The organism is Paeniglutamicibacter psychrophenolicus (genome assembly GCF_017876575.1).
Classification (GTDB): Bacteria; Actinomycetota; Actinomycetes; order Actinomycetales; family Micrococcaceae; genus Paeniglutamicibacter; species Paeniglutamicibacter psychrophenolicus.
In genome coordinates, this window is the sequence record NZ_JAGIOE010000001.1 from 1,234,768 (window position 1) to 1,259,420 (window position 24,653).

Below are 24,653 nucleotides of genomic sequence, written 5' to 3' on the forward strand. Positions count from 1 at the left end.
GGTCCAGACCGTACCGGCTCGCAGGTGCGTCGCCGGCGGACTGCGGCCGGTTTTTGGTTTGTGCGCTGGGAGGCGGGAAACCAACGGAGAAATCAGAGACAGCCATGGCGAATTCCCCCTCCGGCGACTCCGTCGTGGAGCGGATCGTCAAGCTGCTCAGTGCCTTTGGGTGTTCCACCCCCGCGTTGAGCATGAGTGAACTCTTCCGCGCCACCAGCCTGCCCAGCAGCACCACGCACCGACTGGCAACCGAGTTGCTGGCCGCCGGGTCCCTGGACCGGGACGCGGAGGGGCGCTGCGGCATCAGGGTGAAAATGTGGGAACTGGCCGCCCGCTCCAACCCTGTCGAGGAATTTCGTCGACGAGGCCTTCCGATGCTCGCGGGCATTCACGAGGCGGTGCGCCAACACGTCTCATTGTCCATCCCAAGCTTTGAGGACTTCACGGTGCTTTACCTGGAGCGCTTGGACAAGATCGGTGTAGTGGTCAACCTCGCCGAGATCGCCGGGAGACTGGATATGCATTCGACGCCAGCCGGGCTGTGCATGGTGGCGCACGCGCCGCACCACATCCAAGCTGAGCTGCTGAGCTGCTGAGCTGCTGAGCTGTTGGCCGGCGCGCCGGTGACGTCGGCCCAACACGCCGCGAACAGCCCCGGGCCAAGCCGCGCCAGCCACGACGATTCCGGGCTGCCCACCGGGTTGCCGGTGGGCAGCGACGAGAATGCCCTTTACACCGACTGCAGCCCCTACTTAAACGACCCCACCGTCTGGTCGGACTTGGCCCCGACGAACTTGCGATAAAGTCCACCGGGCGTTTGCCCGTACCCGGATCTTCCCGGGGCCCGTGAGCGGCAATGTGCATTCTGCCCGCGCCGCAATCGGGCGGCAGGAAGCTTGTCCACAGGCCTTGGTGGATCATGCCTGTGAATGGCTCCACATGGTTACCATCACAAGATGAACCTTGCATCGTGCCCCTCGGTGGTCGACTACGACGCTGCTGCCGTGTGCACTGAACTGTCCGCCCAATTGACAGCACTCAGCTGGCATCCGTGGGTGACGGCCTTGAGAGGTGTGCTGGCGGCCGGATTGACCGCCTATCTCAGCACGAGCGGTTCCTTGAAGGCCAAGAAGACGGACCGGCGAAACCTCAGCCAGCGTGAGGCCCTTTATGGGGCTCAAGACGCGGCACAGGCGCTACTAAGCAGATGGACGCAGCTCAAGGACTGGCATGAAAACGGCGAACGGGGCCAAAGCCCGTTTCCAAGCCATGAAGAACAAGATTTGTTGGGAGCCCTGGAAAAAGTTGTTAGCCGGATCGAAGAGGAGCGGATTCGAGGCAACTTCTATGAATGGCGGGATACGGCACGCTTCTTTTTCCACGCTTCGGACGGATACGACCTTCACGACGAACGGATAAGTCGTGAAAAAGCCATCAGGGAAGCGGGTAAGCACGCCGCAAACCTGGACAAGTAGTCCTACAAATCAGCGACTACCGCCGTGATACCGGCGGACCGGGCTGCCTCGCGTACCGCGTCGTACCATTGCTGGCCACCGCCTACTAGCTCAAACGACGTCAGGCCGGCGTCGGAAATCCTCTTGACGATCTGAAGCAGGAAGCTGTCGGTATTGATGTCGAGATTCCGTCCGTCAATCCTGAGCGCTGACTCCAGGTCCAGTTTTACGCCATCGATGAGTCTGTCGGCCAATGCACGTGAACCTGCAACATTGGGAAGAACTACGGTAGCCATTTCACTCTCCTTATCCCTGGCAACCATCATAACGCTGAGGTCTGGAAGGCCCAGGGAAGTTTCGTTGCAAAGGTGGATTGGCATCACTTCGCCGAGCCGTGCAATCCGGCGTCGGCAAGCGTGAAAGAGCCCGGAATCTGTCTCTTGGCAGCGGGTCAAACCATCCGGCGGAAGACTAGAATTGCGTCAGTTTCCTTAGAATCGAGGCGTTCGCCATGCGAGGGCATTCTACTTCCACCCCTCGTTCCGCCGCGCGGGCGGCAGTCACCGGAGCCTTGGCACTCGCACTGGCGGTGGGCCTCTCGCCGATGGGCCCGCCCCTGGCAACGCCCGGTCCGGCGGCCGTCACCGCACCGGTGCAGCGCGCCGCGGTGAACGTCGCCGCGCTGACCCCGTCCCAGACCTTGGCCACACTGACCCTCGACCAGCGCGTCGGCCAGGTGCTGATGATGGGCGTGCCTGCCACCGGAGCCAGCGCCACGGACCTGTCGATCCTCACGAAGAACAAGATCGGCAACGTGTTCCTCAAGGGCCGCAGCTACACCGGGGTCACCGCCACCAAGGCCGTGGTCAACAAGATCAACGCGACGGTGTCCCTGACGAGCACCGGCGGGCAAAAGCGCTTCATCGCCACCGATCAGGAGGGCGGCTACGTCCAGGTGCTCAAGGGGCCCGGTTTCTCCACCATGCCCACCGCGCTGCACCAGGGAACCTGGGCTCCCTCGACGCTGAAGGCCGCGGCCACCACCTGGGCCAAGCAGCTGCATGCCGCGGGCCTGAACGTGAACCTCGCGCCTGTCGCCGACACCGTCCCGTCGGCGGCCTTCGCGCCCTACAACCTGCCCATCGGGTATTGGCACCGCGAATACGGATACACCTCCTGGCACGTCGCCGACGAGGTCGCGGCGTTCGTATCGGGGATGCGTGCCGGAGGCATCGCCCCGGTGGCCAAGCACTTCCCGGGCCTCGGCCGGGTCACCAAGAACACCGACACCTCCACCAACGTGAAGGACACCATCACCACCCGCTACAGCGTCTACCGCCGGCCCTTCATCCGTGCCATGGCCTACGGCACGCGCTGGATCATGGTCTCCAACGCGATCTACACCCAGATCGACCCAAGCCACGTCGGGCCGTTTTCCTCCACCATCATGAAGACAATGCTGCGCCACGACTTGGGCTTCACCGGGATCGTGATCTCAGATGACATGTGCAATGCCAAGCAGCTCTCGCCCTGGAGCTACGCGACCCGGGCCAAGAACTTCTTCAACGCCGGTGGCACCATGATGCTCTGCGTGAATGCCGCCGCGATCCCGACCATCCACCAGGCGCTGGTTTCGGCGGCCAAGGCCAGCCCGAGTTTCCGGGCCAAGATCGACGCCGCAGCGCTGGAGGTGCTGCAGACCCGCGCCGGGCAGTAGCAGTGCGGCCGCGCCGGCCCGCTACGGCTTCTCGAAATCGATGCGCATGACGAAGCGACGCGGGGTCGGGTGGCCGATCTCCCTGAAACCGGCGTCGGCAAAGATGGAACGGCTGCCCACATACAGCTCGCCCCACATCGGGGCCTTGCCCGCGGGCAACAGCAACGGGTAGCCCTCAAGTGCCCGTGCCCCGCGGGACCGGGCGAAGTCCACGGCCGCTGCGGCCAGCGCGCGGCTGACCCCGCGGCGCCTAAACCCGGTGCGGGTGACAAAACAGACCGCCGCCCACACACCCACATCGTCCTTGTCCTCGTCGCGGCCGCCAAATGTCACCCTTGAGGTGCGCAGCCGCGGGTAGGCGGTGCGCGGCTCGACGGCGCACCAGCCCACGGGCTCGTCTCCCAAATAGGCGACCAGGCCGCTGGTGCTTGGTGCATCAGGCCTCCCGCACCGGGTCTGGGCACGCAAGTCGTGCGCGCGCTCCTGAACGGAGAGCGCATCGAAGGCCTTGCCGGGATTCTGGAACCACTGGCATTGGCAATCCCACGCGGTTCCCCTGGATCCGAAGACCATCTCCAGGTCCGCGCTGCCGGCCTGGTTGGCCGGAACGATGCGCATCCCAGCGCTCTTCGTGGCTTCCTGGTTTGTTCCCATGCCCTTGGTTCTCCCACCCCGGCGGTATGTGCCGGGCGAGGTTCGTCCGGCCTGCTGGCTACGAGACTGCCAGCGTCGCATGCGACGGTCAACGGTGCACGCGGCCCGATGGCCCCGTTGCCGGATTCGCGTCGGTGCGGGACGAAGGGAAGGGGACCCCGGAGCATGCTCCCGGGTCCCCATCCGTGCCGTGAGGCCGGCGCTACTTGACCTTCTTGGCCGCGCCCTTCTCGGTACGGGCCGAAGCGTTGGAGAGTTCGCCCGCGCTGTTTTCCAGGTGGGAGCGCATGAACCACTGGAATTGCTCCAGCTCCCCGGTCTGGCCAATGAGGATGTCCTCGGTGATCGGGTCCAGCTTGCCGACGTCCTCGATGGTCTTGCGCATGGAGGTGATGACCCCGGTGTAGACCAGGTCCAGGGCGGCAAGGTGCTCGGTGGTGCTGGCCCGTCCGATTTCGTAGTCGTCCCAGCTGCGCGCCGCCACCAGGGCACCGGGCAGCCCGTTGGGTGCCACTCCCATGGTCGCCATGCGTTCGGCCAGTGCGTCGATCATGGCGCGGACCAGGTCGATCTGCGGGTCGAGCATTTCGTGGACACCGATGAAGTCGCGACCCACCACGTTCCAGTGTGCGTGCTTCAGGGTCAGTTGCAGGTCGTTGAATGCGTGGATCCGCATCTGCAGCGCGTTGGCGACCTTGTGGCCATTGGCCAGGCTCAGGCCCGGGACGGTGAATCCTGCGTTGGTTTTTGCTGCCATAACTGCCTCCTCGACCATCGACTGCCAGGCAGTCTTCCGTGGATACTCATGTGATGTAGCGGTGACAGCAACGTATCACGCGGCGGGAGCGAAACGCCCGGGGTTTTCGCGAATAGCAAACAATGATGGGTTAGTTCCCGCTCCGGGCCCGGTCCGCCGTTCATTCCGCCGGAAGCGTCGAGCGAGGAGTGACGATCCGCGGCAGGATGAGCAGCAGGAAGAGTGCGGCCGCCATCAGGATCCCTCCCACGATCAGGCCCGTCTGCCAGCCGTGCAGGACCTGGACGACAAACCAGACACACCCTGCCACCAACACACCCACCCCCACAACGACAAGCCGCGAAATGATGTGGCCCAGGTGGACGGTGGTGGCCTTGAGCTGCTGGCCGAAGAAGTGCCGGTGCACGGCCACGGGAGTGACCAGCAGGAGGATCACCAGGGCCGAGGCGACCAGCAGCACCAGGTAGAACCTTTCATCGGGCACCTCCAGGGTGTCGAAGCGGGACTGGAAGGGAAGGACCACCAGGAAGGCAGCCAGGATCTGCGCGCCGGTCTGCATGACCCGCATCTCCTGGAGCAGCTCGTTCCACTTGCGGTGCAGCTCCTCGTCGCTGTCCTCGGTCTTCGAAGGCGGTGTGCTGTGCTTGGCCATGACGGTTCCTCTTGCCGGGGATGGTTTGTGAAAAACTTTATGCGACGCGCCGGCCCCTGCCCCGGCAACACGGCCGGTGGAATGCGCCGAAACAGCGGTGCGGGTGGAGCTCCGGCGCAAGCTGGCCCTAGGGTGGGGATGGTGAACAGCATTGGCCAGAACACCGAGTACACCCCGGCACCAGGCACGCATGACGGATTCGTCCATGTGCGCGGAGCCAACGAAAACAACCTGCAGGACGTCGAGGTGCGCATCCCGCGCGATGCCATCGTCGCCTTCACCGGGGTCTCCGGTTCCGGCAAATCCTCGCTGGCCTTCGGCACCATCTTTGCCGAGGCGCAGCGACGGTTCCTGGAATCCGTGGCACCCTATGCGCGCAGGCTCATCGCCCAGGGCCACACCCCCAAGGTCGAGTTCATCTCCGGCCTGCCCCCGGCCGTTGCCCTGCAGCAGCGCCGCGGCACCGCCAGCTCCCGCTCGACCGTGGGCACGCTGACCACGCTGTCGAACTCGGTGCGGATGCTCTTCTCCCGCGCCGGGGACTATCCGGCCGGGGCGCCGCGCCTGGATTCGGATTCCTTCTCGCCGAACACCGCGGTGGGCGCCTGCCCGCAATGCCACGGGCTGGGCATAGCGCACACCGTCACCGAGGATTCGTTGGTCCCCGACCCGTCGCTGAGCATCCGCGAGGGTGCGATTGCCGCGTGGCCCGGCGCCTGGCAGGGCAAGAACCTGCGCGACATCACCACGCACCTGGGCCACGACGTGGATGTGCCCTTCCGCCAGCTGCCGAAGAAGGTGCGCGACTGGTTGCTGTTCACCGACGAACAGCCCGTGGTGGAGGTGGCACCCGAGCGCGACAGGGTCGCAAAACCCTACAAGGGCCGCTTCTGGAGCGCTCGGCGCTATGTCCTGCACACCGTGGCCGAGTCCAAGTCCGAATCGATGCGGGCCAAGGCGCTGCGCTTCATGCGCTCGGGGCCCTGCCCTCAATGCCGTGGCACCGGCTTCCGCCCCGAGGCGCTGGCCGTCACGGTGGCGTCCCTGGACATTGCCGGTTTCAACGCCACCGCGCTCGACGACCTTGCCGCGGTGCTGCGTCCGCTGGCCGATCCCCGGAACGCGGCGCCCGGGGACCTTGCCGGTGGGGTCGCCGCCTCGATCGCCGCCGACCTGCTGGGACGCATCGAGGTGCTGGCCAATCTGGGCCTGGGCTACCTGAGCCTTGACCGCGGAACCCCGACGCTCTCTCCCGGGGAGATGCAGCGCCTGCGCATCGCCACGGCGCTGCGCTCGGGTCTCTTCGGGGTCATCTATGTGCTCGACGAGCCCTCGGCCGGCCTGCATCCGGCCGATGCCAGGCCGTTGCTTGAGGTGCTTGAGGCGCTGAAGGCGTCCGGGAACTCGGTCTTCGTGGTGGAACACAACATGGAGGTGGTGGCCCGGGCGGACTGGCTGGTTGACGTGGGCCCCGGCGCGGGTGCCGGCGGCGGCCGGGTGCTCTACAGCGGCCCGGTGGCCGGGCTTGAAGACGTGTCGGAGTCCGTGACCCGGCGGTTCCTGGAGCCCCGCGAGGATGCCGCGGTGGTGCGGACGCCGCGGGTGGCCGAGCACTGGCTGGAGCTGGAGGGGATTTCCCTGCACAACCTGGCGGACCTGGATGCGCGCTTCCCGCTGGGCGTGCTCAGCGCCGTCACCGGGGTGTCCGGATCGGGCAAGTCCTCCCTGGTCAGCCGGGCGCTGGCCCACGGGCTGGCGGAGAAGTTGGGCGGCAGCCGGCGCAACGGATCCGCCGGGACCTCCGGGCCCGACGACGTGGATCCAGACACCGATACGGCACTGGCCACGGTGCGCGAGGTGCGCGGGGCGCAGCGGATAGAGCGGATCGTGGCCATGGACCAAAAGCCCATTGGCCGCACCCCGCGCTCGAACCTTGCCACCTACACCGGCCTGTTCGATGCGGTGCGCAAGGCCTATGCCGACACCGTGCTGGCCCGCGAACGCGGCTACGGGGCCGGGCGGTTCTCCTTCAACGTGGCCGGCGGGCGCTGCGAGACGTGCCTGGGCGAGGGCTACCTGGAGGTGGAGCTGCTCTTCCTGCCCGGAAGCTACGGCCCCTGCCCGGTGTGCCACGGCTCGCGCTACAACACCGAGACCCTCGAGGTCACCTACGAGGGCAAGAACATCGCCGAGGTCCTTGCCCTGGACGTGGATGCGGCCGCCGGCTTCCTGGCCGGGATCCCTGCCGCCGCCCGGTCCCTTCAGACACTGCGTGACGTGGGACTGGGCTACCTGGCCCTGGGGCAGCCTGCCCCCGAGCTCTCCGGCGGCGAGGCCCAGCGCATCAAGCTGGCCACCGAGCTGCAGCGGGCCCGGCGAGGGCACACGCTCTACCTGCTGGACGAGCCCACCACCGGCCTGCACCCGGCGGACGTGCAATTGCTGCTGGGCCAGCTGCACCGGCTGGTCGAGGAGAAGAACACCGTGGTCGTGGTCGAACACCACATGGACGTGGTGGCAGCCGCGGACTGGGTCATCGACCTGGGCCCCGACGGGGGAGACAAAGGCGGGAAAATCGTTGCCACCGGAACGCCGCGGGAACTGGCGGTCCACCCGGAGTCCAGGACAGCTCCCTACCTGGCCAGGCGCCTGGGACTCGTGGGGGCGGACCCGCTGTGACCGGCGGAAACCGGCGGGCGCGGCACCTCGCGCTCGCCGGTTGGCCCGGGCTCAGGCCGTAAAGCCCAGGTCCCGTCGGTGGGTCTGGCGCATCAGGTGGCGGATGCGCCCGACGGTGCTGGGCGTGAGCACCTCGTCGATGTGCCGTTGCAGCAAACGTGCCTGCTTCTCCCCGTTGGCCGGTGGCGCTCCCTTGCGCTGTTGCCGCGCGGCGTGGGCGGACAGGGCGTCCTGCGCATAGGCGATGAAGGCCTGCGGCCGCGCGGCGTGGATCATGTCGAAGGCCTCGATGGGGGAGTGGCCCCGATCCAGCAGGATCGCAAACCCCATGGACGGTCCGCGGTTGATCCCCATGTGGCAGTGGGCCAGCACCTTTCCGCCCTCGCGCACCGCGAGCCGGGCGAAGCGCACGCCCGCATCGAAGACCTCCGGCGGGACCACGTGCCCCTCGGCGTCGGTGGTGCCGACCCGCAGGTAGGCAATCTTGGCGGTCTCCCAGATCTCGGTGTCGTCGTCCTCGATCCGCAGGTCCAGAACGTGGGTGATTCCGGAATCGATGATCTCGAACACCTGGGCGACCATGGCGGTGTCGTCGTAGGCCAGGTCCCCGCCGACGGCCAGGTCGGCGGTCACCCAGTTGAGGTTGGCGCGCATCTCACTTGCCCGCGTCCTTGCGCTGGCGAGCGGTGAAGACCGACTCGGCGCGGATCTGCTCCCAGTCCGCGCCGATTCGGGTGGCGCCGCGGGCCTTGCTGGTCATCTGGCTGTAGGCGTCCATGGCTTCGGCTGCTGTTTCCCGGGTGTAGGTCAGTGAGCGCTCGGGGGCGATGCCCAGGCTGGCACCGACCTCGACGGCGTCCTGGTCGCAACCCATGTAGGAAATGATCCAGTGGTCGACTTCCTGCTGGGCTTGGACCATGTCCCGGATGGCCCGGCGGGAGTACCGGGTGGAGGCGTTCTCGTGTCCGTCGGTGGCGATGTTCAGGTGCACGATGCCCGGGCGCTTGTGGGCAGGCATGGCGGCAATGCGCTTGCGGGTGTTGGTGATGGTCGTGGCGATCGAGTCGAACAGGGCCGTGGAGCCGCGGGGTTCCAGGGTGAACACGGGCACGTCCTCCAGTGGCTTGTCCAGGTAAACGTCTTCGTACTCGTTGTCGAATTGGTGCAGGGAGGCGGTTGCGCTGCCTGCTTCCGCCTTCTGCTTCTCGACGTAGGCGTTCAGCCCGCCCTCGATGTCGTGCTTGATGTCGTGCATGGAGCCGGAACGGTCGAGCAGGAAGACGAGCATGGCGGTGTCTTTGTTGGACATGGCGAGTGCCTTTCGGATGTGGCGCTTCGTTTAGTTGGGGCGCCGGGGTTTGAAGGTCATCGGTTCGGTGGGCGCGGGGCGCCCGGTTTCCGAGTCGTAGCGGGCTCGCTCGATGGAGGAGCTTGACACCTTGCCGCCGGCGTCCGTGTAGCTGGACAGCTGCGAGGTGCGGGCCAGCCGCGGGGGGACCGCGTTGGGCGAGAGCCCGGCGCGGACGGCCACCGACCGGATCGATGCGCCCTCGAGGGCGGCCTTGGCCATCTCCTCGTTCAATGCGGCATCAATCAGTTCGCGGACCTCGCCCAATCGCTCGACCGCTGCCAGCGGGTCGGACGGTACGTCCCCAAGCAGCTGGCGGGCTTCATCGATCGGGCTGCGCTTCTTCTTGTTCATAAACTCATCATGCGCAGTTTGTGAGCATGTGTCAATAGTGAGAGGTGGGTTATTTTGCGCATGGTTTCGTCCGCTCGAGTCGAAAGGCCCATGGAAGGCCGCACAAAGAATGGCAGAATCGAAAGTGTGGACAGTGAACCAGGACCGAGAACCCATGCCCCATCTGCCGAAATCCAGTTCCGGGTGGAGAGCTGGGCGCTATGGCTGGGACTGGGCTGCACCGTGGCGGGCATCGTGGCGGGACTCATCGGATTCGTCGGCTACCGCCCCGATTTGGCCGGCTTCCGCTCGGTGGGCGTCTACGCAGCGATTGCCGCTTCGCTCGCCGCCACCGCCGGCGCCATCCTGGGATACCAGCGCTTCTTGCTGCAGACCCAGGTTTGGCTGCTCGAATTTCCCCGCTACCGCAAGATCATCAACGCCGCCGCCCTCGTGCTCATCCATGCCGCAATCTGCACCATGGCCGCGATCATCGTCTTTAGGGTGTTCCAGGACGCCTTCCTGGGACTGACCGTGGACAGGTTCGCCGGAAGCCTGATGGTGGGCGTCTTTGCCGGGATCGCCGGGTACGCGGCGCTGGTCTCCGCGGCCAGGCTCAACGCCCAGAACCTCTCCGGGCTGCTGGCCATCTTCCTGGTGACGGGCGTTTTCATCAGCATGCTGGCGGCCGAGAACCCGTATTGGTGGAGGTCGATGTTTTCCTCGCTGGGAACCAGGTCCTCGGGACTCACCTCGTTCTGGACCTTCAACGCCACCCTGGTGATCTCCGGACTGGTGCTCAGCACCCTGACCGCGTTCATCGTGCGCAACGTCAGCCTGCTGGCCGTCATCCACGACGAGTTCGCCCGTGCCCAGGGCAGACCGCGGCCCAGGTTCATCCGGCCGCGGCCCGCGGTGGTGCGCACCTGCCTGCTGGGCCTGGGTGCCTGCGTCATCGGCATCGGGCTGGTTCCGGTCAACGTCGCGGCCCCGGTGCACTCGGTCATCGTGAGGATCGCGGCGGGATTCATCGTGGTGCTGCTCCTGGGTGCCGCGTTCTGGCTGCCGGGGTTCCCCTGGGTCTTCCACCTGCTGTCCTTTGCCTGCTTCCTGGGGCTGGTGGGCGCGGCTTTGCTCTGGCAGCCGTTGGCCTACTACAACCTCACGGCGTTCGAGCTGGCGGTGGTGGGCATCGTCTTTGGCTGGCTGGTGGTCTTCATCCGGACCACCGCCGCGGCGCTCGCCGTCAAGGAGAAGGCACTGGCCGACGTGGTGGCGGTCAGCGGCTGAGGCTCAGGCCGGGACCTGCTCGAAGTGCGCGACGAACATGTCGGGGCGCACCAGCACCACCGAGCCGTTGGGCAGCAGGCGCTTGGGGGCGGCAGCGAATTCATGCAGTGGCACCCCGTACTCGGAAGCCAGTTCCTCCCCGCGGTCCCGGCCGGCGGGCCCGTAGATGTGCACCTGCCAGCAGGCGTCGTTGAGCACCTCGAAGTTGTCCGGTGCGGCTCCGGATCGGTTGGGCACCCAGGGCAGCCGGCGGCCCAGCACCTTGCCGCGGCGCCGGGTGCGGGCGAAACCTGTGGCCAGGGTGGCGCGGTCCTTGGACCGGTCGTCCATCCAGTAGTGGATGCGGATCTGCGAGAGGTAGCCGAAGAAGCGGCGCCCGACGGAGATCCTGCCCACCAGGCGCACCGCTGCCGGCCAGAAGATCGGCAGCGCACGGGTGCGCACCGTACGGGCCAGCAACGAACCGGAGGTTGCTGCGCTGAAGAGCTTGTCGGTGGTGGAAACCAGGCGCAAGGCCACGGGACGGCGCTCGGCCTCGTAGCGCTGGAGGTAGGTCTCGGGCATGCGGCCGGAGAACACATCGGCCAGCTTGCACACCAGGTTGTGTGCGTCCTGCAGACCGGTGTTCATGCCCTGGGCCCCGACGGGGGAGTGGATGTGCGCGGAGTCCCCGACCAGGAATACCCGGTCCTGGCTGAAGTGCTCGGCGACGCGGTGGTGCACCCGGTAGGTGGCAAACCATGCGGCATCCCGGTACAGGACCCCGAACTCCTGGCGCAGGCTGGCCCGCGCCCGCTCCTCGTCAACGTCGAGTTTCTCCTTGCCGGAATTCTTGGGCTCGTGCAAGATGCCCAGCAGCCGGCGGCGCTCCCCGCCGTTCTGGTCGTTGCCCATGGGGAATCCCAGCATGAAGTTCTCGTCGGAGAAGCGCAGGTTGATGCCCGAGCCCATGCCCGAGACCCCCTGCGCATCGAGCACGTAGAAGACCTCGTCGTCGGTCGTTCCTTCGAAGGCGATGCCGAAGGATTCTCGCAGGGGGGAAGATGCACCGTCCGCGGCGATCACGTAGCGCGCGGAAAAGTGCACCGGTCCCTCCGGCCCGGTGCACTTGACGAGCATCCTGTCCCCGGTGTCCTCGAAGGATTCGTAGCCGTGCTCCCACATGACCTCGTGGCCGCCGTCCTTGAGGCACTCGGCGAGCAGTTCCTCGTTGGCGCTTTGTTCCAACATGGTCAGGCCCGCGTAGTGCGTCTGGGCGTAGCCGAGCCGGTTGAGCTTGATGCTCTTGAAGCTGCGGGCCCCGATGCCGGGGCGCATTTCACCGGTGGGGATGGCGCGGGCCTTGACCTGGTCGGCCAGGCCAAGCTGTCGGTAGATCTCCATGCTGCGCGCCTGCAACGCCAGCGCCCGGGATTCCTTGGTCGGGCCGGACTTCAGGTCAACGACCTTGGCGTCGATCCCGAATTTTTGCAGCCATGCCCCCGCCATCAGGCCAGTGGGCCCGGCGCCGACCACCAGAACGTCAGTGTGAAGCAGTGTCGTGTCCATGGAACCCACGCTACGCCCCCACGCCGGGCAAAGCACTGAGGGAAGGCGTGTGGCGGGCAATCACCGGGCTCCTTCCGGAGGGGCATTCCCCTTCATGCACGCGTAAGCCGCCAAGGCGTCGGCGCGGGAGGCCATGAGGTCCACGACCGGCTCTCCCGGGGCGAGCGGGGCGAATCGGGCGACGTAGGCGCCGCGGGGATCGAACTTCCGCGCCTGCAGCAGTGGGTTGAAGACCCGGAAGAACGGGGACGCGTCGGCTCCGGACCCGGCGACCCACTGCCAATTGGCCGGGTTGGAGGCGGCGTCCGCGTCCACGAGCGTGTCCCAGAACCATTCCTCGCCGACCCGCCAGTGGATGCCCAGGTTCTTGACCAGGAAGCTCGCGGTGACCATGCGGACCCGGTTGTGCATCCAACCGGTCTCCCAGAGCTGTTTCATGCCGGCGTCCACCAGGCCGAAGCCGGTCTGTCCGGTGTGCCAGGCCTCGAGGTGGCGTGCCATCCCCGCCTCCTGTTCTCCGGCAGGTTCGCCGGCGGGCGGCCAGCCCCATGCAAACGCGTCGAACTCGGCGCGCAGGTTTCGCGTGGCCAGATCCGGGTGGTGGTAGAGCAGATTCCAGCAGAAGTCGCGCCACGCCAGTTGCCGCATCATGGCCCGCGACCCCGCTGCCCGGTCGGGATGCTCGGCCAGGACGGCTCCCAGGGCCTCCCACACCTCGACCGGACTGAGGTGCCCCCAGCGCAGGGCGGGCGAGAACCGGGAGGTGCCGTCGGTGTCGGGCCGGTCGCGGGTGTGGTCGTAGTCCCCGGCGATGTCCCGAAGCACCGTGTCCAGGCGGTCGCGCGCCGCCGCTTCGCCGGGAACCCAGGTGGTCGCCAGCCCCTGCGACCAGTCCGGATTCACCGGCAGCAGGTCCCACGCGGCAAGCTCCTCCGCGGGCAGGGAGATCGCCGGGGCGTGTTGTGCGGCGGGCCGCGGCAGCGCCCGGCGAAGCGGCAGGGCCTGCAACGCGTTGAAGAAGGGCGTGAACACCTTGAAGTTCGAGCCGCCTTGCGTCGACACGGACCACGGCTCGTGCAGCAGGGTGCCGGCATGGCTGTGGACCTCGATTCCCGTCGCGGCCGCCAACGCCTTGGCCGCGGTGTCCACCGCGCGTTCGGGCCCGCCGTAGCGGCGGTTGAAGTGCAACGCGCTGAAGGAACCGGTGGCCAGCAGCCCCGGGAGGATGTTGGTCGCGGCCCCGCGGTAGAGCAGCAGCGGCACGCCGAGCCCCGCCAGGGAATCGCGCAGTTCATTCAGGGCATGGTGCAGCCACCACTTGGCCGCGCCGCCCAGCGGCCGGATCCCGGGGGACTGCTCGTCGAGGATGAACAGGGCAACCCCCGGCCCCGCGGCCATGGCTGCGGACAGGGCCGGGTTGTCGGTGACGCGCAAGTCGTCGCGAAACCACATCAGGGAAGTGGGTGTGTTCATGGTCCGGTCCTTCGGGCTCTGTGGGGCGGGTTCGGGGCGGGCCTAGCGGCCCAGGACATGCCAAATCAGCAGCATGGTGACGAAGAACCCGGTGGCGTAGTTCAGCCACAGGAAGCGCCGCCAGCCGGCGTTGGCCGTGGCGGAATCCTCGTTCCGCAGCCGCGTGTAGGGCAGCACGTTGGCCAGGTAGGGCAGCGCCAGCAACGCGGCCAGCGGACCGGGCCAGTCAGTGGTCAGCAGCAGCGCTCCGGCTCCGAGGTAGGTGGCCGCGGCGAAGCGGACGGTCCATCTGGCCCCCAGCACCGTGCCGATGGAGGCCAGGGACGCGGCGCGGTCGGGCACGATGTCCTGCACCGCGCCAAAGGCGTGCGAGGCCATGCCCCAGAGGAAGAAGGCCAGCAGGATCGCCACGAGGGCGAAGTCGAAGTGCGCCCCGGCCAACACCAGTCCGTAGAGCGCGGGGGAGACGAAGTGCGTGCTGGAGGTCAAGGAGTCCAGGAAGGGACGCTCCTTGAAGCGCAGGTGCGGGGCGCTGTAGGCGATGACCGCAGCCATCGAGAGCAGCAGCACCAGGTTCGCCGGCCAGGAACCTGCGACGCCCAGTACCGCCAGGAACGGCACGCAGGCCACCGCGCAGGCCACCAGGATTCCGGTGTGCCGGCTACGGTCCACCACCGCACCTTCCGCGCCGCCCTTGCGCGGGTTCAGCAGGTCCGACTCGTGGTCGAAGACGTCGTTGATCCCGTACATGGCCAGGTTGTAGGGAATGAGGAAGAAGAGCGTTCCCACCACCGCGAGCCAGTCGATCCGCCCGGCTGTCAGCAGGTAGGCGGCGGCAAAGGGGTAGGCCGTGTTGACCCAGGAGACGGGCCGGGAGGTCGCCAGCAGTTCGCGCAGCACGCTCAGCCTTCCTTTCCGGAGTCGTGGGGGGAGGTCGGCTTCGGCGCGGCACCGGAGTCAGAGCCCCCGGCCAGCCACCACAGGGCGGGGACGACAAGCGCCGCGCAGAACGGGTAGCTGAAGTCCTCCAGCGGGGCCAGGCCCACGCGGATGCCCAGCAGGGTTTGGCTGTTGTAGTCAAAGAGGCCGGAGCCGATCATCACGTTGTCGAACACCGCGGTCAGCACCAGCAGCACCGCCAGGGTGAGCCCGGCCGCGGGGGCGATGTCGCGCAGCCCCAGGCGGCGCACGCGCAGCGCCACGGCGAAGAGCGCCAGGGAGCCAAGCATGAAAAAGAGAGACAGGTGGGCGAAGCTCATGATCGTTCCTCCGGGGCCGGAACGGTTGCGGCGGGACGGGTCGCCGCGGAGCGCCGTGCACCGAGGGCCAGGGCGCCGGTGAACAGGACCATCGTGTTGTAACAGAGGAAAAACAGGAAGAAGGCCTCCTCCAGCGGCAGCTGGTCAGCGAGCATCACCCCGGTCATCAGCCCCGACTCGCGGTGCAGGAAGATCCCCAGATCGATGGCGATCACGTCCCAGAGCAGGAACACCGCGGTGCCGCCGGCCAGGGCCAGTGCGGCGGGCAGTGGCCTGGCGAAGACGAACAGCCGGTACCTGGCATCCAGGGCGCCCATGCAGGCGATCAGTGCCAACAGGATCAACAGGTAGGTCACGGGCGTGCCTCCCGGGCGGATGCGGTGCGCGGGGCTGCGGCCGCCCATGCCGGGCGGCCGGGGTCGATGGGCCCCTTCCCCGTGATCCCGTTGATTTTCTTGGCAATGATTTCGGCACTGATCAGGCACATCGGGATGCCGATCCCCGGACGCACCGAGCTGCCGGCGTAGTGCAGCCCGTGGACCTTCGAGCTGTGGTTCGAGGGACGGAAGAAGGCCGACTGGCCCAGCGTGTGGGCCAGCCCCAGCGCCCCGCCCTGCCAGGCATTGACGTTCTGCGCGAAATCTCCGGGGCCAAAGCTCTGGCGCACCACGATTCGCTCACGCAGGTCCTCGATCCCGACCCAGGCGGCCAGCTGGTCCAGGGCCGCATCGGCGACGGCCTCCACCTGCGCGGAGCCGGTGCCATCGGGGCCGCCGGTTCCCCACGCGGGCAGGGCCGGGGACGGAACCAGGATGAACAGGTTCTCGTGGTCCGCCGGTGCCACGGAGGGATCGGTCGCGCTGGGCATGCAGACGTACAGGCTGGTTTCCTCCGCGAGGTCCTCCCCGCGGTGGATGCGCCCGAAGTTGTCGTCCCAATCGGCGGTGAACAACAGGTTGTGGTGGCTGAGCCCCGGGAGCCTGCCGGCGATGCCCAGGCAGAGCAGTACGGCGCTGGGTCCCGGATCGCGCCGTTTCCAACTGGCTGCTGAGGATGAGCGATACTCCGGCGGGAGCAGTCCGGTCTCCAGGTGGTGCAGGTCCGCGGCTCCCACCACGGTCTGCGCCTCCAGATGCCGTTGGGTGCCTTCCTGGATCCAGCGCACGCCCCGGGCCCGGGCGTTCGCACCGGTGCCGGAGACCTCGATTCCGGTGGCCTCGGCCCCGGTGATGACCTGCACCCCGGCATCCTTGCAGAGCGAGGCCATGGCATCGACCAGCTGCGCGAAGCCGCCCATGGGGTACTTCACGCCCTGGGTCAGGTCCAGATGGCTCATCAGCTGGTAGAGCGCCGGGGTGCGTTTGGGGCTCGAACCCAGGAACACCGCGGGATAGCCCAGGATCTGGCGCAGCCGCGGATCGCTGAATCGCTTGGCCACGAAGGACTCCAGGGAGCCGGCCAGCAGCGGCGCGAGCCTGGGCAACAGCGGCAGCAGCCGGGGGTCGAGTACGGAAGCGGGGTCGGAAAGATCGGCATAGAGGAAATGTTCCAGGGCCAGGTGGTGGCTCTCGGCGGCCTTTTCCAGGTATTTCTCCAGCGCGGCGCCCGCACCTGGCTGCAGGGATTCAAAGGCTTCCCGGGCCCCGGCACCGGACGGCATGTCCAGCGGCGTGTAGTCGCTCTGGAACCAGGTGCGGTAACCGATGGGCAGGTCCACCAGATCCAGCTCGTTCTGGGTGGAGGTTCCCATGAGTTCGAACCAATGCTCGATGACCGCCGGCATCAGGTACCACGAGGGCCCGGTGTCGAAGCTGAATCCTGCGCGCCGCAGTCGTCCGGCGCGGCCGCCGAGCTCTTCCTGCTTTTCCAGCAGGGTCACCCGGTGGCCGGAGACGGCCAGCAGGCCGGCGGTGGCCAGGCCGGAGAATCCTCCGCCGATGACCACCACCGTGCGTCCGGTGTCGGTTGGTGTGTTTTTCATGGTCGTCCTTTGGTCGCCGCGGTGGCGGTGGCGGTGGTGGGGCGTCGGCCCAGGGCAGTGCGCAGCGCGATCAGTGCCTTGCGTCCGGGCGGTACCGAGATCCGCCGGGTCATGAGCTCGGCGGCGGGGGTGCGTTCGAGCCGGTGGTTCAGCTCGCTGAACAGCCCGTGGGCCATTGCCACGGCGCGGGCGGCTCCAGGCGCCAGATGCTCGATTCCAAGGGCCGCGGCGTCAAGGTCCGCGCGGATCTCCCGCACCAGGGCGTTCTTGTGCCCGTCGGAGAAGGTGCGCGGATCCAGCCCCGGGAAGTAGCTGCGTCCCAGTTCGGAGGTGTCGGCGGCAAGGTCGCGCAGGAAATTGACCTTCTGGAAGGCCGCACCCAGGCGCCGGGCGGCGGCCTCGGTTTCCGCCTGGTGCCCGGCCGGGGCGCCGGGCATGGAGCCGAACACCCGCAGGCACATGAGACCCACGACTTCCGCCGATCCGTAGATGTAGCCCTTCAGGGTGTCCGCGTCGTGGCTGGCGACCTGCAGGTCGCTGCGCATCGAGGCGAAGAACGGGCGGGTCAGCTCGGTGTCGATGCCCTGGGACCGGGCGGTGCAGGCGAAAGCGTGCACGATCATGTTGGTGCTGTAGCCGCTGGCCAGCGCCGCCTCGGTTTCGGCCTCGAGTTGTTCGAGCGCCGCGGCGACCTCCCGGGCTTCGAGGCCCGCCTCGTGGGCGACCCCGTCGACGACCTCGTCGGCCAGGCGCACCAGGGCGTAGATGTTGGAGATGTGCTCGCGGGCGGGGCCGCCCAGCAGGCGGCAGGCCAGCGAGAAGGACGTGGAATAGCGGGTGATGACCACCCGGGCGCTGCTGCTGGCCGTGGCCGAATAGCGTTGCAGGGCGGTGGGCCCGCCGGTTCCCGCCATGGTGTGATGGTTCATGTCCTAGGCGCCCCGGTTCAGGATCAGGTCGGCAAATTCCTCGAGCTCGGCACTGACGTTCACGGGCAGGTTGAGCGTGCGCGAGGCCGAAGTGGCTCCGGCGCACAGGTCATGCGCCAGTTGCCGGGCGAAGCGCTCCGCGCCCGCAGCTTCCAGTGCCGAGCGCATGGCCGGGACGTCCGCATCCGGATCACGGAAGAGCTGCAGATGGGTGCTGAATCCGGGAGTGGCCGCGGCCATGGCCGTGAGGATGGTGCTTTTGCCTTCGCGCAGGTCCGACTCGATGGACTTTCCCGTCTGCTCGGGATCGCCGAAGGTCCCCAGGATGTCGTCGATGAGCTGGTAGGCGACTCCCAGCTGGCTGCCGATGTTGGCCAGGGCCGCGGCCCCGGCGGCATCGGCACCGGCCAGCAGCGCCCCGGTATGCAGCGGCACCTGGAACGAGTACGCGGCGGTCTTCAGCTTCTCCATGCGCAGCACCTCGTGTACCTGTGCCGGAACGGGGCCCAGGGAGAAAAGCAGGTCCTCCAACTCGCCGGCGGCGGCGTGGTGGATGGCCTGGTGGAAGGAATTCTCGATGGCGTCGGCAGCGGGCAGCGAATCGGCGGCGCACCGGGCGAGCTTGATGGCGGCGGCCAGCAGCAGGTCCCCGGCGATGATGGCGGCCGAGTGCCCCGCGTGTTCGGCGTCCTGCGCGGTCTTGCCCCGGGCCAGGGCATCGTCGCGGTACAACGCCGAAAGGGTGGGGCGCCCGCGGCGGGTGAAATCGCGATCTATCACGTCGTCGTGCATCAACAGCGAACCGTGGAGCAACTCAAAGGCGCAGCCGAGCTGGATGACACGTTGAAGACGCTCCGCGGACTCGGTTTCGCCGGCGGCGGGGGAAGCGAAGGCCTCGTGGCCCAGCAGCACCAACCGTGGCCGGGTGAGCTTGCCTCCTTCCAGGGCCTGCCCGATGCGGGTCCAGAGTGTTTCGGCGGCCTTCGAATACTCGCCGGCGGCCTCCCGATGCTCCTGGATGACGGCCGCCAGGTGGAGCCGGACAGGCTGCTGGAGCGCGTCCGATGCCGGGGCTGGTCGTGGTCTGCAAGTCTGCGCGGGACTTTGGCTGGGCAGGCTCATGATCGTTCGTTCCGTTTCTTGGTGGCGGGCGGAGGTGTGAGGGAATCGATCCGGGTTTGCATGACGGAGAGGATGTGTTCCAGGTAGCGCACCACTGCGCGTTGCCCCTCGGGGTTCAGCCCCTGGATGGCGAGTTCGGCGTCGTCGAAGAGCGGCCGCAGCGCGGCCATGGTCCGGGTCACGGCCAGGGGGCTGGGCCTGAGCAACAGGCTGCGCCGGTCGGTGGGGTGGGCCAAGCGCATCACGAACCCGCGTCCATTCATCCGGTCAATCAAAGCGGTGGTGGCGGCGCTGGAGATGTTCAGCTTCGCCGCCAGATCCCGGGGAGTCATGGGATGGTCGAGCATCAGGTGCTGCAGGGCCTGGAAATCGGTCTCGTTGATGCCGAGGTGGCGGCATAGGGCATGCTCCAGCGCGGCGTTACGCCTGAGCACCGAATGCAGCAGTGCGGACGCCGCGTGCGGGCCGGATGTCTCGCCGGTGGAAGCCTGGATCACAAATGCCTCGAATGGTTGATTACTAGCTTGGCTAGATACATCATCGGTTAACGAGATAGGGTTTGTCGAGTATGGCAGCTCGATTCAGTGCATTTTTCCCCGAGGCAAAGGAAACCGAATCCATGCAATCGACACCACCGGCGTCCATCGCGAGCCGGATCATCTGCGCAGCGGCAGTGTTCGCCGCCATCGCCGGGGCTTTCATCGGAAGCGGCGCGCTGGGCGGCACGCCCATTGCCGAGGCCGCCGGCGGTCGGCTTGGATCCGACTCGACACTGCTGGCCCCGGGCACCGGAGCCTTCTCGATCTGGAGCGTGGTCTACCTCGGGCTCGTCGTCTACGCGATCTGGCAACTGACGCCCGAGGCGGCCCGCAGTGCCACACAGCGTCGGATCCGCCCCCTGGCTGCCGGCTCGGCCGTCCTCAACGCGCTGTGGATCGGCGTGGTGCAACTGGGCTGGCTCGGCGCCAGTGTCGTGGTGATGCTGTTTCTGTTGGCCGTGTTGGCCGGCATCTTCGTGCTGATGCGGCCGCGGATCGAGGGGCGCGCCGAGCGCTGGATCATGGGTTTGACCTTCGGTCCGTACCTGGGCTGGGTCAGCGTCGCCACCGTGGCGAACATCGCCGCGTGGCTCTCCTCCCTCGGCGTGGGTGCCGGGGCGACCTGGACCGTGGCGCTGGCCTGCGTCCTGGTGGTGGTGGCCGCCCTCATCGGTGCCCTGACGGTCGCGTTCTCCGGGGGCCGCATCGCGGCCGCCGTGGCCATGGTGTGGGGCATTGCCTGGATCGGAGTGGGACGCAGCGACGGTGGACTGGAATCCGGCACCGTCGCGACCGCCGCCTATTGCGCTGCCGGGGCCCTGCTGCTCTTCGCACTCGTTTCGGCCGCAAGGCGCAGGATCCGCGGGAACGCAGCGACAGCGGTGGCGGCATGAGCATCATCGCCGTCACCGGGGCCACCGGCTACATCGGCGGGCGACTGGTTCCGCTGCTGCTGGAACAGGGCCATAGCGTGCGGGTGCTCACCCGCCGCGGCAACGCCCTGCGCGACGTTCCCTGGGGAACGCGGGTGCAGATCGTGGAAGGGGACCTCACCGATCCGCAGGCCGCCGCCCAACTGTGTGAGGGAGCCGAGGTCCTCTACTACCTGGTCCACTCCATGGGCGGCACCAGCAATTTTGCCCCCGTCGAGGAACGCTGCGCCCACACCATCGTGGAAGCGGCCCAATCCGCAGGAATCGGGCGTCTGGTCTATCTCTCGGGACTGCATCCCGAGGGCGAGCTGAGTCGCCACCTCGCCTCACGGGTCGAGGTCGGGCGGATCCTGGAATCCAGCGGCATTCCCACCATCACGCTGCAGGCCGGGCTGATCATCGGCTCCGGGTCCGCCAGCTTCGAGATGGTCCGCCACCTCACCGACGTGCTTCCGGTGATGCCGGCCCCGCGCTGGGTGCTGAACCGGGTCCAGCCCATAGCCGTGCGCGACGCCCTGCACTACCTGGGCGCATGCGCGGGCCTGCCGCCGGAAGTGTCCGGCACCTACGACATCGGCGGGCCGGAGGCACACAGCTACGGGGACATGATGCGCCTCTACGCCGATGCCGCGGGCATCCGCCGCCCGGTCATCCTGGCGCTGCCGGTGCTGACCCCGTGGCTGGCGGCCCAGTGGGTCAACCTGGTCACCCCGATCCCGCGCTCGCTGGCCATTCCGCTGGTCGAGTCCCTGCAGCACGACTGCGTGATGCGAAACCGCGACATCGATGCGGTCATCGACCGCCCCGCCGAGGGGCTGACCGGATACCGGCGCTCGGTCGAGCTGGCGCTGGCCAAGATGCGCGACGACACCGTGGAAACCACATGGACGACCGCACACGCCCTGGAAGCTCCGGCCGAGCCGCTGCCCTCGGATCCGCAATGGGCCGGGCACACCGTCTTCACCGATGTCCGGGAGCGGGAAACCAACGCGAGTCCCTCCGCGCTGTTCCGGGTCATCGCGTCACTCGGCGGGGAAACCGGCTACTACTCGCTGCCCGGAGCCTGGGCGCTGCGCGGGTTGCTGGACAAGCTCGCCGGGGGAGTGGGCCTGCGCCGCGGGCGGCGCAACCGCACCTCCCTGGCGCTGGGCGACGCGGTGGACTGGTGGCGCGTGGAGGAGCTGGTGCCCGATCGCCTGCTGCGCCTGCGTGCGGAAATGCGGGTCCCCGGACGGGCTTGGCTGGAGCTCTCGGTGGAACCGACCGAAACCGGAAGCCGCTACCGGCAACGTGCGGTGTTCTTCCCCGAGGGATTGGCGGGCCGGCTCTACTGGCTGGCGATCCTGCCCTTCCACGGGGTGATCTTCTCCTCCATGGCCCGCCGCATCACCACTGCCGCCGAGGGGCTCGAGGCCAAGGACGAAGCCTAGTCTTCGGGGGGCTTGGTCTCGCCGACCGAGCCGATGCTGTCCTCGAGGTCCAGGGCCGTTTCGGCGAGGAACCGGATGACCACCTCGCGTTCGGCGGGGCTCAGCCGCGCGGCCGCGCCGAAGCGCGCGGCGTGGTGCCGACCGACCTGTTGGCGGGCGGCAAGGTGCGTCTCGGGGGTCACGGTGATGCACAGGGACCGGCGGTCGGTGGGGTGTGCCGCGCGTACCACATGCCCCGCCTTCTCCAGCCGGTCAACCATCTTCGTCACCGAGGCGGTGCTGATGCCCAGGTGCTTGGCCAACATGCCCGGGGTCACCGCGGAGTCGGTGTGCTTGGCCGAGATCAGGAACCTGATGGCCCGCATGTCGGTCTCGTTCAGCTTCATGTAGCTTTGCGACGCACGGGAGATTTTGCGCTCAACCGCCCGCAGCCTACCCATCTCGGCCATGATCCGATCGATCTGCTGAAGCGTTTCCTCGCTGAGCTGCGACCTGTCGATCAACTCGCTGCGAGGGTCGCTCGAGGCAAGGTTGAAGATGGTGGGAAGTTCCTCGCGGTCCACTTCTTTCCACTCCCTTCCCCGGGCCTGCTGATACGTTTGACGTCCCCATGATACGACCCGGTCGTGCCCTGCTTGGACCGGGAAGCGCACCCGTGCGTCGGGTGGTGCCCAATCTCACCGCCCGGATCCTGGACATACATGGGAGAATGGAAACGATGACTTCCCCCGAAATTACCCCAGTGACCGAGCCTGCCGCTGCTGCGCCGACCGCAGATGACATAAAGGCACGCCGCGCTGCCCAGGCCGCGGCGCAGGGCGCCCAGCAAATGCGCATCTCCGAATCCCGGGCCAAGGCCGAGGGTCGCGCCCAGGTGCGCCCCACCGCCGAGGGGTGGAAGCAGGCCATGGGCGAGGACGGCCGCCCGCAGCTCCAATTCACCGCCAAGGCCCGCGTCAGCCAGCCGCCGGTGCACCTTGCCGACCTGACCCTGGCCGAGCGTGCGGAAAAGCTCAAGGAACTGGGCCTGCCAGGATTCCGCGCCAAGCAGCTCTCGGTGCACTACTTCCAGCACTACACCACCGATCCCGAGCTGATGAGCGATCTTCCCAAGGACCGCCGCGCCGAGATCGCCGAGGTCATGTTCCCCAAGCTTTTGACCGAGGTCAAACGGCTGGCCACCGACGATGGGCGAACCATCAAGTTCCTCTGGCGCCTCTTTGACGGGTCGCTGGTCGAGTCGGTGCTGATGCGCTACAGCAACCGCATCACCCTGTGCATCTCCTCGCAGTGCGGCTGCGGCATGAACTGCCCGTTCTGCGCCACCGGCCAGGCAGGTCTGACCCGCAACATGTCCACTGCCGAAATCCTGGACCAGATCGTCCAGGCCAACCGCGTCATCGCCGAAGGCGGGCTGGGCGGCCAGAAGCACCCCGAAGAGCGCGTGGGCAACATCGTGTTCATGGGCATGGGCGAGCCGCTGGCCAACTACAAGCGCGTGATGAACGCCGTGCGCCGCATGGTCGCCGAGACCCCCGAGGGCCTGGGCATGTCCGCCCGCGGCATCACGGTCTCCACCGTGGGCCTGGTGCCCGCCATCAATAAGCTGGCCGAGGAAGGCATCCCTGTCACCTTCGCCCTGTCGCTGCATGCGCCGGATGACGAGCTGCGCGACGAGATGATCCCGGTGAACTCGCGCTGGAAGGTCGACGAGGCAATTGACGCCGCGTTCAACTACTACGTGAAGACCGGTCGCCGCGTCTCCATCGAGTACGCGCTGATCAAGGACATGAACGACCACGGCTGGCGCGCGGACCTGCTGGCCCGCAAGCTCAACGCCCGTGGCCGCGGCTGGGTGCACGTGAACCCGATCCCGCTGAACCCGACCCCGGGCTCGGTCTGGACCGCTTCCGAGGCCGACGTCACGGCGGAATTCATCGACCGCCTCGAATCCGCCGGAGTGCCGACCACGCTGCGCGACACCCGCGGCAAGGAAATCGACGGGGCCTGCGGGCAGCTCGCCGCTGCTGAGTAGGCTGTAACCACCACGTTGGGGCGCGATGCGCCATTGATGAGATGAGTTTGTAGATGTCGTTGGCAGCACCGTTTTTCCTGGACAAGTCCGACACCGCGAGCTGGAAGGCCCTGAACGGGCTCTCGCTCAAGGTGAAGGAAGCCGCGGATGCCGCCGGGCTGGGCACCAGGCTCATTGAGTTGCTCAACGTGCGCATCTCGCAGATCAACGGCTGCTCGTTCTGCCTGGATATGCACTCTCGGATGGCGCTTGAGGCCGGCGAGACCACCCAGCGCCTTGCGGTGCTCTCCACCTGGCGCGAGACCTCACTCTTCGACGACCTGGAATCCGCGGCGCTCTCGGTCGCCGAGGCGACCACCACGTTGCCGGATTCCGAGACCCGGATTGCCGAGCTCGCCGCATCCCGGTTGGTGTTGGACGACGCGCAGTTCTCCGCGATCCAGTGGGCAGCGATCGCCATGAACGCCTTCAACCGCGTCTCGATCCTGTCCCAGCACCCGGTGCGTCCGAGCAAGAAGTAG

Annotated in this window: 26 protein-coding genes; 9 read left to right on the forward strand and 17 right to left on the reverse strand. The window is 67.5% G+C overall.

The genetic code is table 11. The features are described 5' to 3' along the window. Positions 1 to 104 precede the first annotated feature (104 nt). Both JOF46_RS05350 and JOF46_RS05355 read left to right on the forward strand, forming a co-directional pair. Positions 105 to 596, forward strand: coding sequence for a helix-turn-helix domain-containing protein (locus JOF46_RS05350; protein ID WP_209906369.1), 492 nt, complete (start codon positions 105 to 107; stop codon positions 594 to 596). A 360-nt stretch (positions 597 to 956) separates the two neighbouring features. After that, positions 957 to 1,475: a hypothetical protein gene (locus JOF46_RS05355; RefSeq protein WP_209906370.1), complete on the forward strand. Its 519-nt coding sequence runs from the start codon at positions 957 to 959 to the stop codon at positions 1,473 to 1,475. 2 nt (positions 1,476 to 1,477) lie between these two features. On the opposite strand, the gene JOF46_RS05360 is transcribed toward JOF46_RS05355, so the two are convergent. After that, positions 1,478 to 1,750, reverse strand: a complete 273-nt coding sequence (locus JOF46_RS05360) for a hypothetical protein (RefSeq protein WP_209906371.1) — start codon at positions 1,748 to 1,750, stop codon at positions 1,478 to 1,480. A gap of 275 nt (positions 1,751 to 2,025) precedes the next feature. Between JOF46_RS05360 and JOF46_RS05365 the strand changes: the two genes are divergently transcribed. Beyond that, positions 2,026 to 3,171 carry a glycoside hydrolase family 3 protein gene (locus tag JOF46_RS05365; RefSeq protein ID WP_209906372.1) on the forward strand — a complete coding sequence of 382 codons (1,146 nt, stop codon included), beginning with the start codon at positions 2,026 to 2,028 and terminating at the stop codon, positions 3,169 to 3,171. A gap of 21 nt (positions 3,172 to 3,192) precedes the next feature. Here JOF46_RS05365 and JOF46_RS05370 read toward each other — a convergent pair whose 3' ends face one another. From JOF46_RS05370 to JOF46_RS05380, 3 genes are all read right to left on the reverse strand, one after another. Then, complete coding sequence (locus tag JOF46_RS05370; RefSeq protein WP_245348018.1) at positions 3,193 to 3,825, reverse strand: GNAT family N-acetyltransferase; 633 nt, start codon at positions 3,823 to 3,825, stop codon at positions 3,193 to 3,195. Between the two features lie 202 nt (positions 3,826 to 4,027). Then, positions 4,028 to 4,582 carry a Dps family protein gene (locus JOF46_RS05375; RefSeq protein ID WP_209906373.1) on the reverse strand — a complete coding sequence of 185 codons (555 nt, stop codon included), beginning with the start codon at positions 4,580 to 4,582 and terminating at the stop codon, positions 4,028 to 4,030. A 160-nt stretch (positions 4,583 to 4,742) separates the two neighbouring features. Next, the gene (locus JOF46_RS05380; RefSeq protein ID WP_209906374.1) at positions 4,743 to 5,234 is read right to left on the reverse strand and encodes a DUF6328 family protein; all 492 of its coding nucleotides are present in this window, start codon (positions 5,232 to 5,234) and stop codon (positions 4,743 to 4,745) included. Between the two features lie 138 nt (positions 5,235 to 5,372). Here JOF46_RS05380 and JOF46_RS05385 point away from each other — a divergent pair, with 138 nt between their 5' ends. Then, positions 5,373 to 7,913, forward strand: coding sequence for an excinuclease ABC subunit UvrA (locus JOF46_RS05385; protein WP_209906375.1), 2,541 nt, complete (start codon positions 5,373 to 5,375; stop codon positions 7,911 to 7,913). A gap of 51 nt (positions 7,914 to 7,964) precedes the next feature. Here JOF46_RS05385 and JOF46_RS05390 read toward each other — a convergent pair whose 3' ends face one another. The 3 genes from JOF46_RS05390 to JOF46_RS05400 are packed head-to-tail and all read right to left on the reverse strand — an operon-like array spanning position 7,965 to position 9,615. Further along, entirely contained in the window at positions 7,965 to 8,567 is a 603-nt protein-coding gene (locus JOF46_RS05390) for a protein-tyrosine phosphatase family protein (RefSeq protein ID WP_209906376.1), read from the reverse strand. Between the two features lies 1 nt (position 8,568). Further along, positions 8,569 to 9,222 carry a VWA domain-containing protein gene (locus JOF46_RS05395; RefSeq protein WP_209906377.1) on the reverse strand — a complete coding sequence of 218 codons (654 nt, stop codon included), beginning with the start codon at positions 9,220 to 9,222 and terminating at the stop codon, positions 8,569 to 8,571. Between the two features lie 30 nt (positions 9,223 to 9,252). Further along, positions 9,253 to 9,615 carry a hypothetical protein gene (locus JOF46_RS05400; protein ID WP_209906378.1) on the reverse strand — a complete coding sequence of 121 codons (363 nt, stop codon included), beginning with the start codon at positions 9,613 to 9,615 and terminating at the stop codon, positions 9,253 to 9,255. Between the two features lie 126 nt (positions 9,616 to 9,741). On the opposite strand from JOF46_RS05400, the gene JOF46_RS05405 reads away from it, so the two are divergent. Next, the gene (locus tag JOF46_RS05405) at positions 9,742 to 10,884 is read left to right on the forward strand and encodes a hypothetical protein (protein ID WP_209906379.1); all 1,143 of its coding nucleotides are present in this window, start codon (positions 9,742 to 9,744) and stop codon (positions 10,882 to 10,884) included. Between the two features lie 3 nt (positions 10,885 to 10,887). On the opposite strand, the gene JOF46_RS05410 is transcribed toward JOF46_RS05405, so the two are convergent. The 9 genes from JOF46_RS05410 to JOF46_RS05450 are packed head-to-tail and all read right to left on the reverse strand — an operon-like array spanning position 10,888 to position 19,693. Beyond that, positions 10,888 to 12,432, reverse strand: a complete 1,545-nt coding sequence (locus tag JOF46_RS05410; RefSeq protein ID WP_245348019.1) for an FAD-dependent oxidoreductase — start codon at positions 12,430 to 12,432, stop codon at positions 10,888 to 10,890. 60 nt (positions 12,433 to 12,492) lie between these two features. Further along, positions 12,493 to 13,905, reverse strand: a complete 1,413-nt coding sequence (locus JOF46_RS05415; protein ID WP_209906381.1) for a cryptochrome/photolyase family protein — start codon at positions 13,903 to 13,905, stop codon at positions 12,493 to 12,495. 42 nt (positions 13,906 to 13,947) lie between these two features. Then, on the reverse strand, positions 13,948 to 14,805 hold the full coding sequence (locus JOF46_RS05420) for a prenyltransferase (RefSeq protein ID WP_209906382.1): 858 nt from the start codon (positions 14,803 to 14,805) through the stop codon (positions 13,948 to 13,950). Between the two features lie 2 nt (positions 14,806 to 14,807). Then, entirely contained in the window at positions 14,808 to 15,164 is a 357-nt protein-coding gene (locus JOF46_RS05425; RefSeq protein WP_209906383.1) for a lycopene cyclase domain-containing protein, read from the reverse strand. Further along, positions 15,161 to 15,520: a lycopene cyclase domain-containing protein gene (locus JOF46_RS05430; RefSeq protein WP_342592370.1), complete on the reverse strand. Its 360-nt coding sequence runs from the start codon at positions 15,518 to 15,520 to the stop codon at positions 15,161 to 15,163. Before JOF46_RS05430 ends, JOF46_RS05425 begins: the two co-directional genes overlap by 4 nt. After that, on the reverse strand, positions 15,517 to 17,145 hold the full coding sequence (gene crtI, locus JOF46_RS05435; protein WP_209906385.1) for a phytoene desaturase family protein: 1,629 nt from the start codon (positions 17,143 to 17,145) through the stop codon (positions 15,517 to 15,519). The genes JOF46_RS05430 and crtI overlap by 4 nt, the downstream gene beginning before the upstream one ends. Then, positions 17,142 to 18,074 (reverse strand): phytoene/squalene synthase family protein, encoded by a 933-nt coding sequence (locus JOF46_RS05440; protein ID WP_245348020.1) that lies wholly within the window; start codon positions 18,072 to 18,074, stop codon positions 17,142 to 17,144. The genes crtI and JOF46_RS05440 overlap by 4 nt, the downstream gene beginning before the upstream one ends. 3 nt (positions 18,075 to 18,077) lie before the next feature. Beyond that, positions 18,078 to 19,196, reverse strand: a complete 1,119-nt coding sequence (locus JOF46_RS05445) for a polyprenyl synthetase family protein (protein ID WP_209906386.1) — start codon at positions 19,194 to 19,196, stop codon at positions 18,078 to 18,080. After that, positions 19,193 to 19,693 (reverse strand): MarR family winged helix-turn-helix transcriptional regulator, encoded by a 501-nt coding sequence (locus JOF46_RS05450; RefSeq protein ID WP_209906387.1) that lies wholly within the window; start codon positions 19,691 to 19,693, stop codon positions 19,193 to 19,195. Before JOF46_RS05450 ends, JOF46_RS05445 begins: the two co-directional genes overlap by 4 nt. A 122-nt stretch (positions 19,694 to 19,815) precedes the next feature. On the opposite strand from JOF46_RS05450, the gene JOF46_RS05455 reads away from it, so the two are divergent. After that, on the forward strand, positions 19,816 to 20,628 hold the full coding sequence (locus tag JOF46_RS05455) for a TspO/MBR family protein (RefSeq protein ID WP_209906388.1): 813 nt from the start codon (positions 19,816 to 19,818) through the stop codon (positions 20,626 to 20,628). Further along, positions 20,625 to 22,097: an SDR family oxidoreductase gene (locus tag JOF46_RS05460; protein WP_209906389.1), complete on the forward strand. Its 1,473-nt coding sequence runs from the start codon at positions 20,625 to 20,627 to the stop codon at positions 22,095 to 22,097. The genes JOF46_RS05455 and JOF46_RS05460 overlap by 4 nt, the downstream gene beginning before the upstream one ends. Here JOF46_RS05460 and JOF46_RS05465 read toward each other — a convergent pair. Then, positions 22,094 to 22,660, reverse strand: coding sequence for a MarR family winged helix-turn-helix transcriptional regulator (locus tag JOF46_RS05465; RefSeq protein WP_209906390.1), 567 nt, complete (start codon positions 22,658 to 22,660; stop codon positions 22,094 to 22,096). The genes JOF46_RS05460 and JOF46_RS05465 overlap by 4 nt on opposite strands. 266 nt (positions 22,661 to 22,926) lie before the next feature. Between JOF46_RS05465 and rlmN the strand changes: the two genes are divergently transcribed. Both rlmN and JOF46_RS05475 read left to right on the forward strand, forming a co-directional pair. Beyond that, entirely contained in the window at positions 22,927 to 24,132 is a 1,206-nt protein-coding gene (gene rlmN, locus JOF46_RS05470; RefSeq protein WP_245348341.1) for a dual-specificity RNA methyltransferase RlmN, read from the forward strand. Between the two features lie 53 nt (positions 24,133 to 24,185). Then, positions 24,186 to 24,653, forward strand: a complete 468-nt coding sequence (locus tag JOF46_RS05475) for a carboxymuconolactone decarboxylase family protein (protein WP_209906392.1) — start codon at positions 24,186 to 24,188, stop codon at positions 24,651 to 24,653.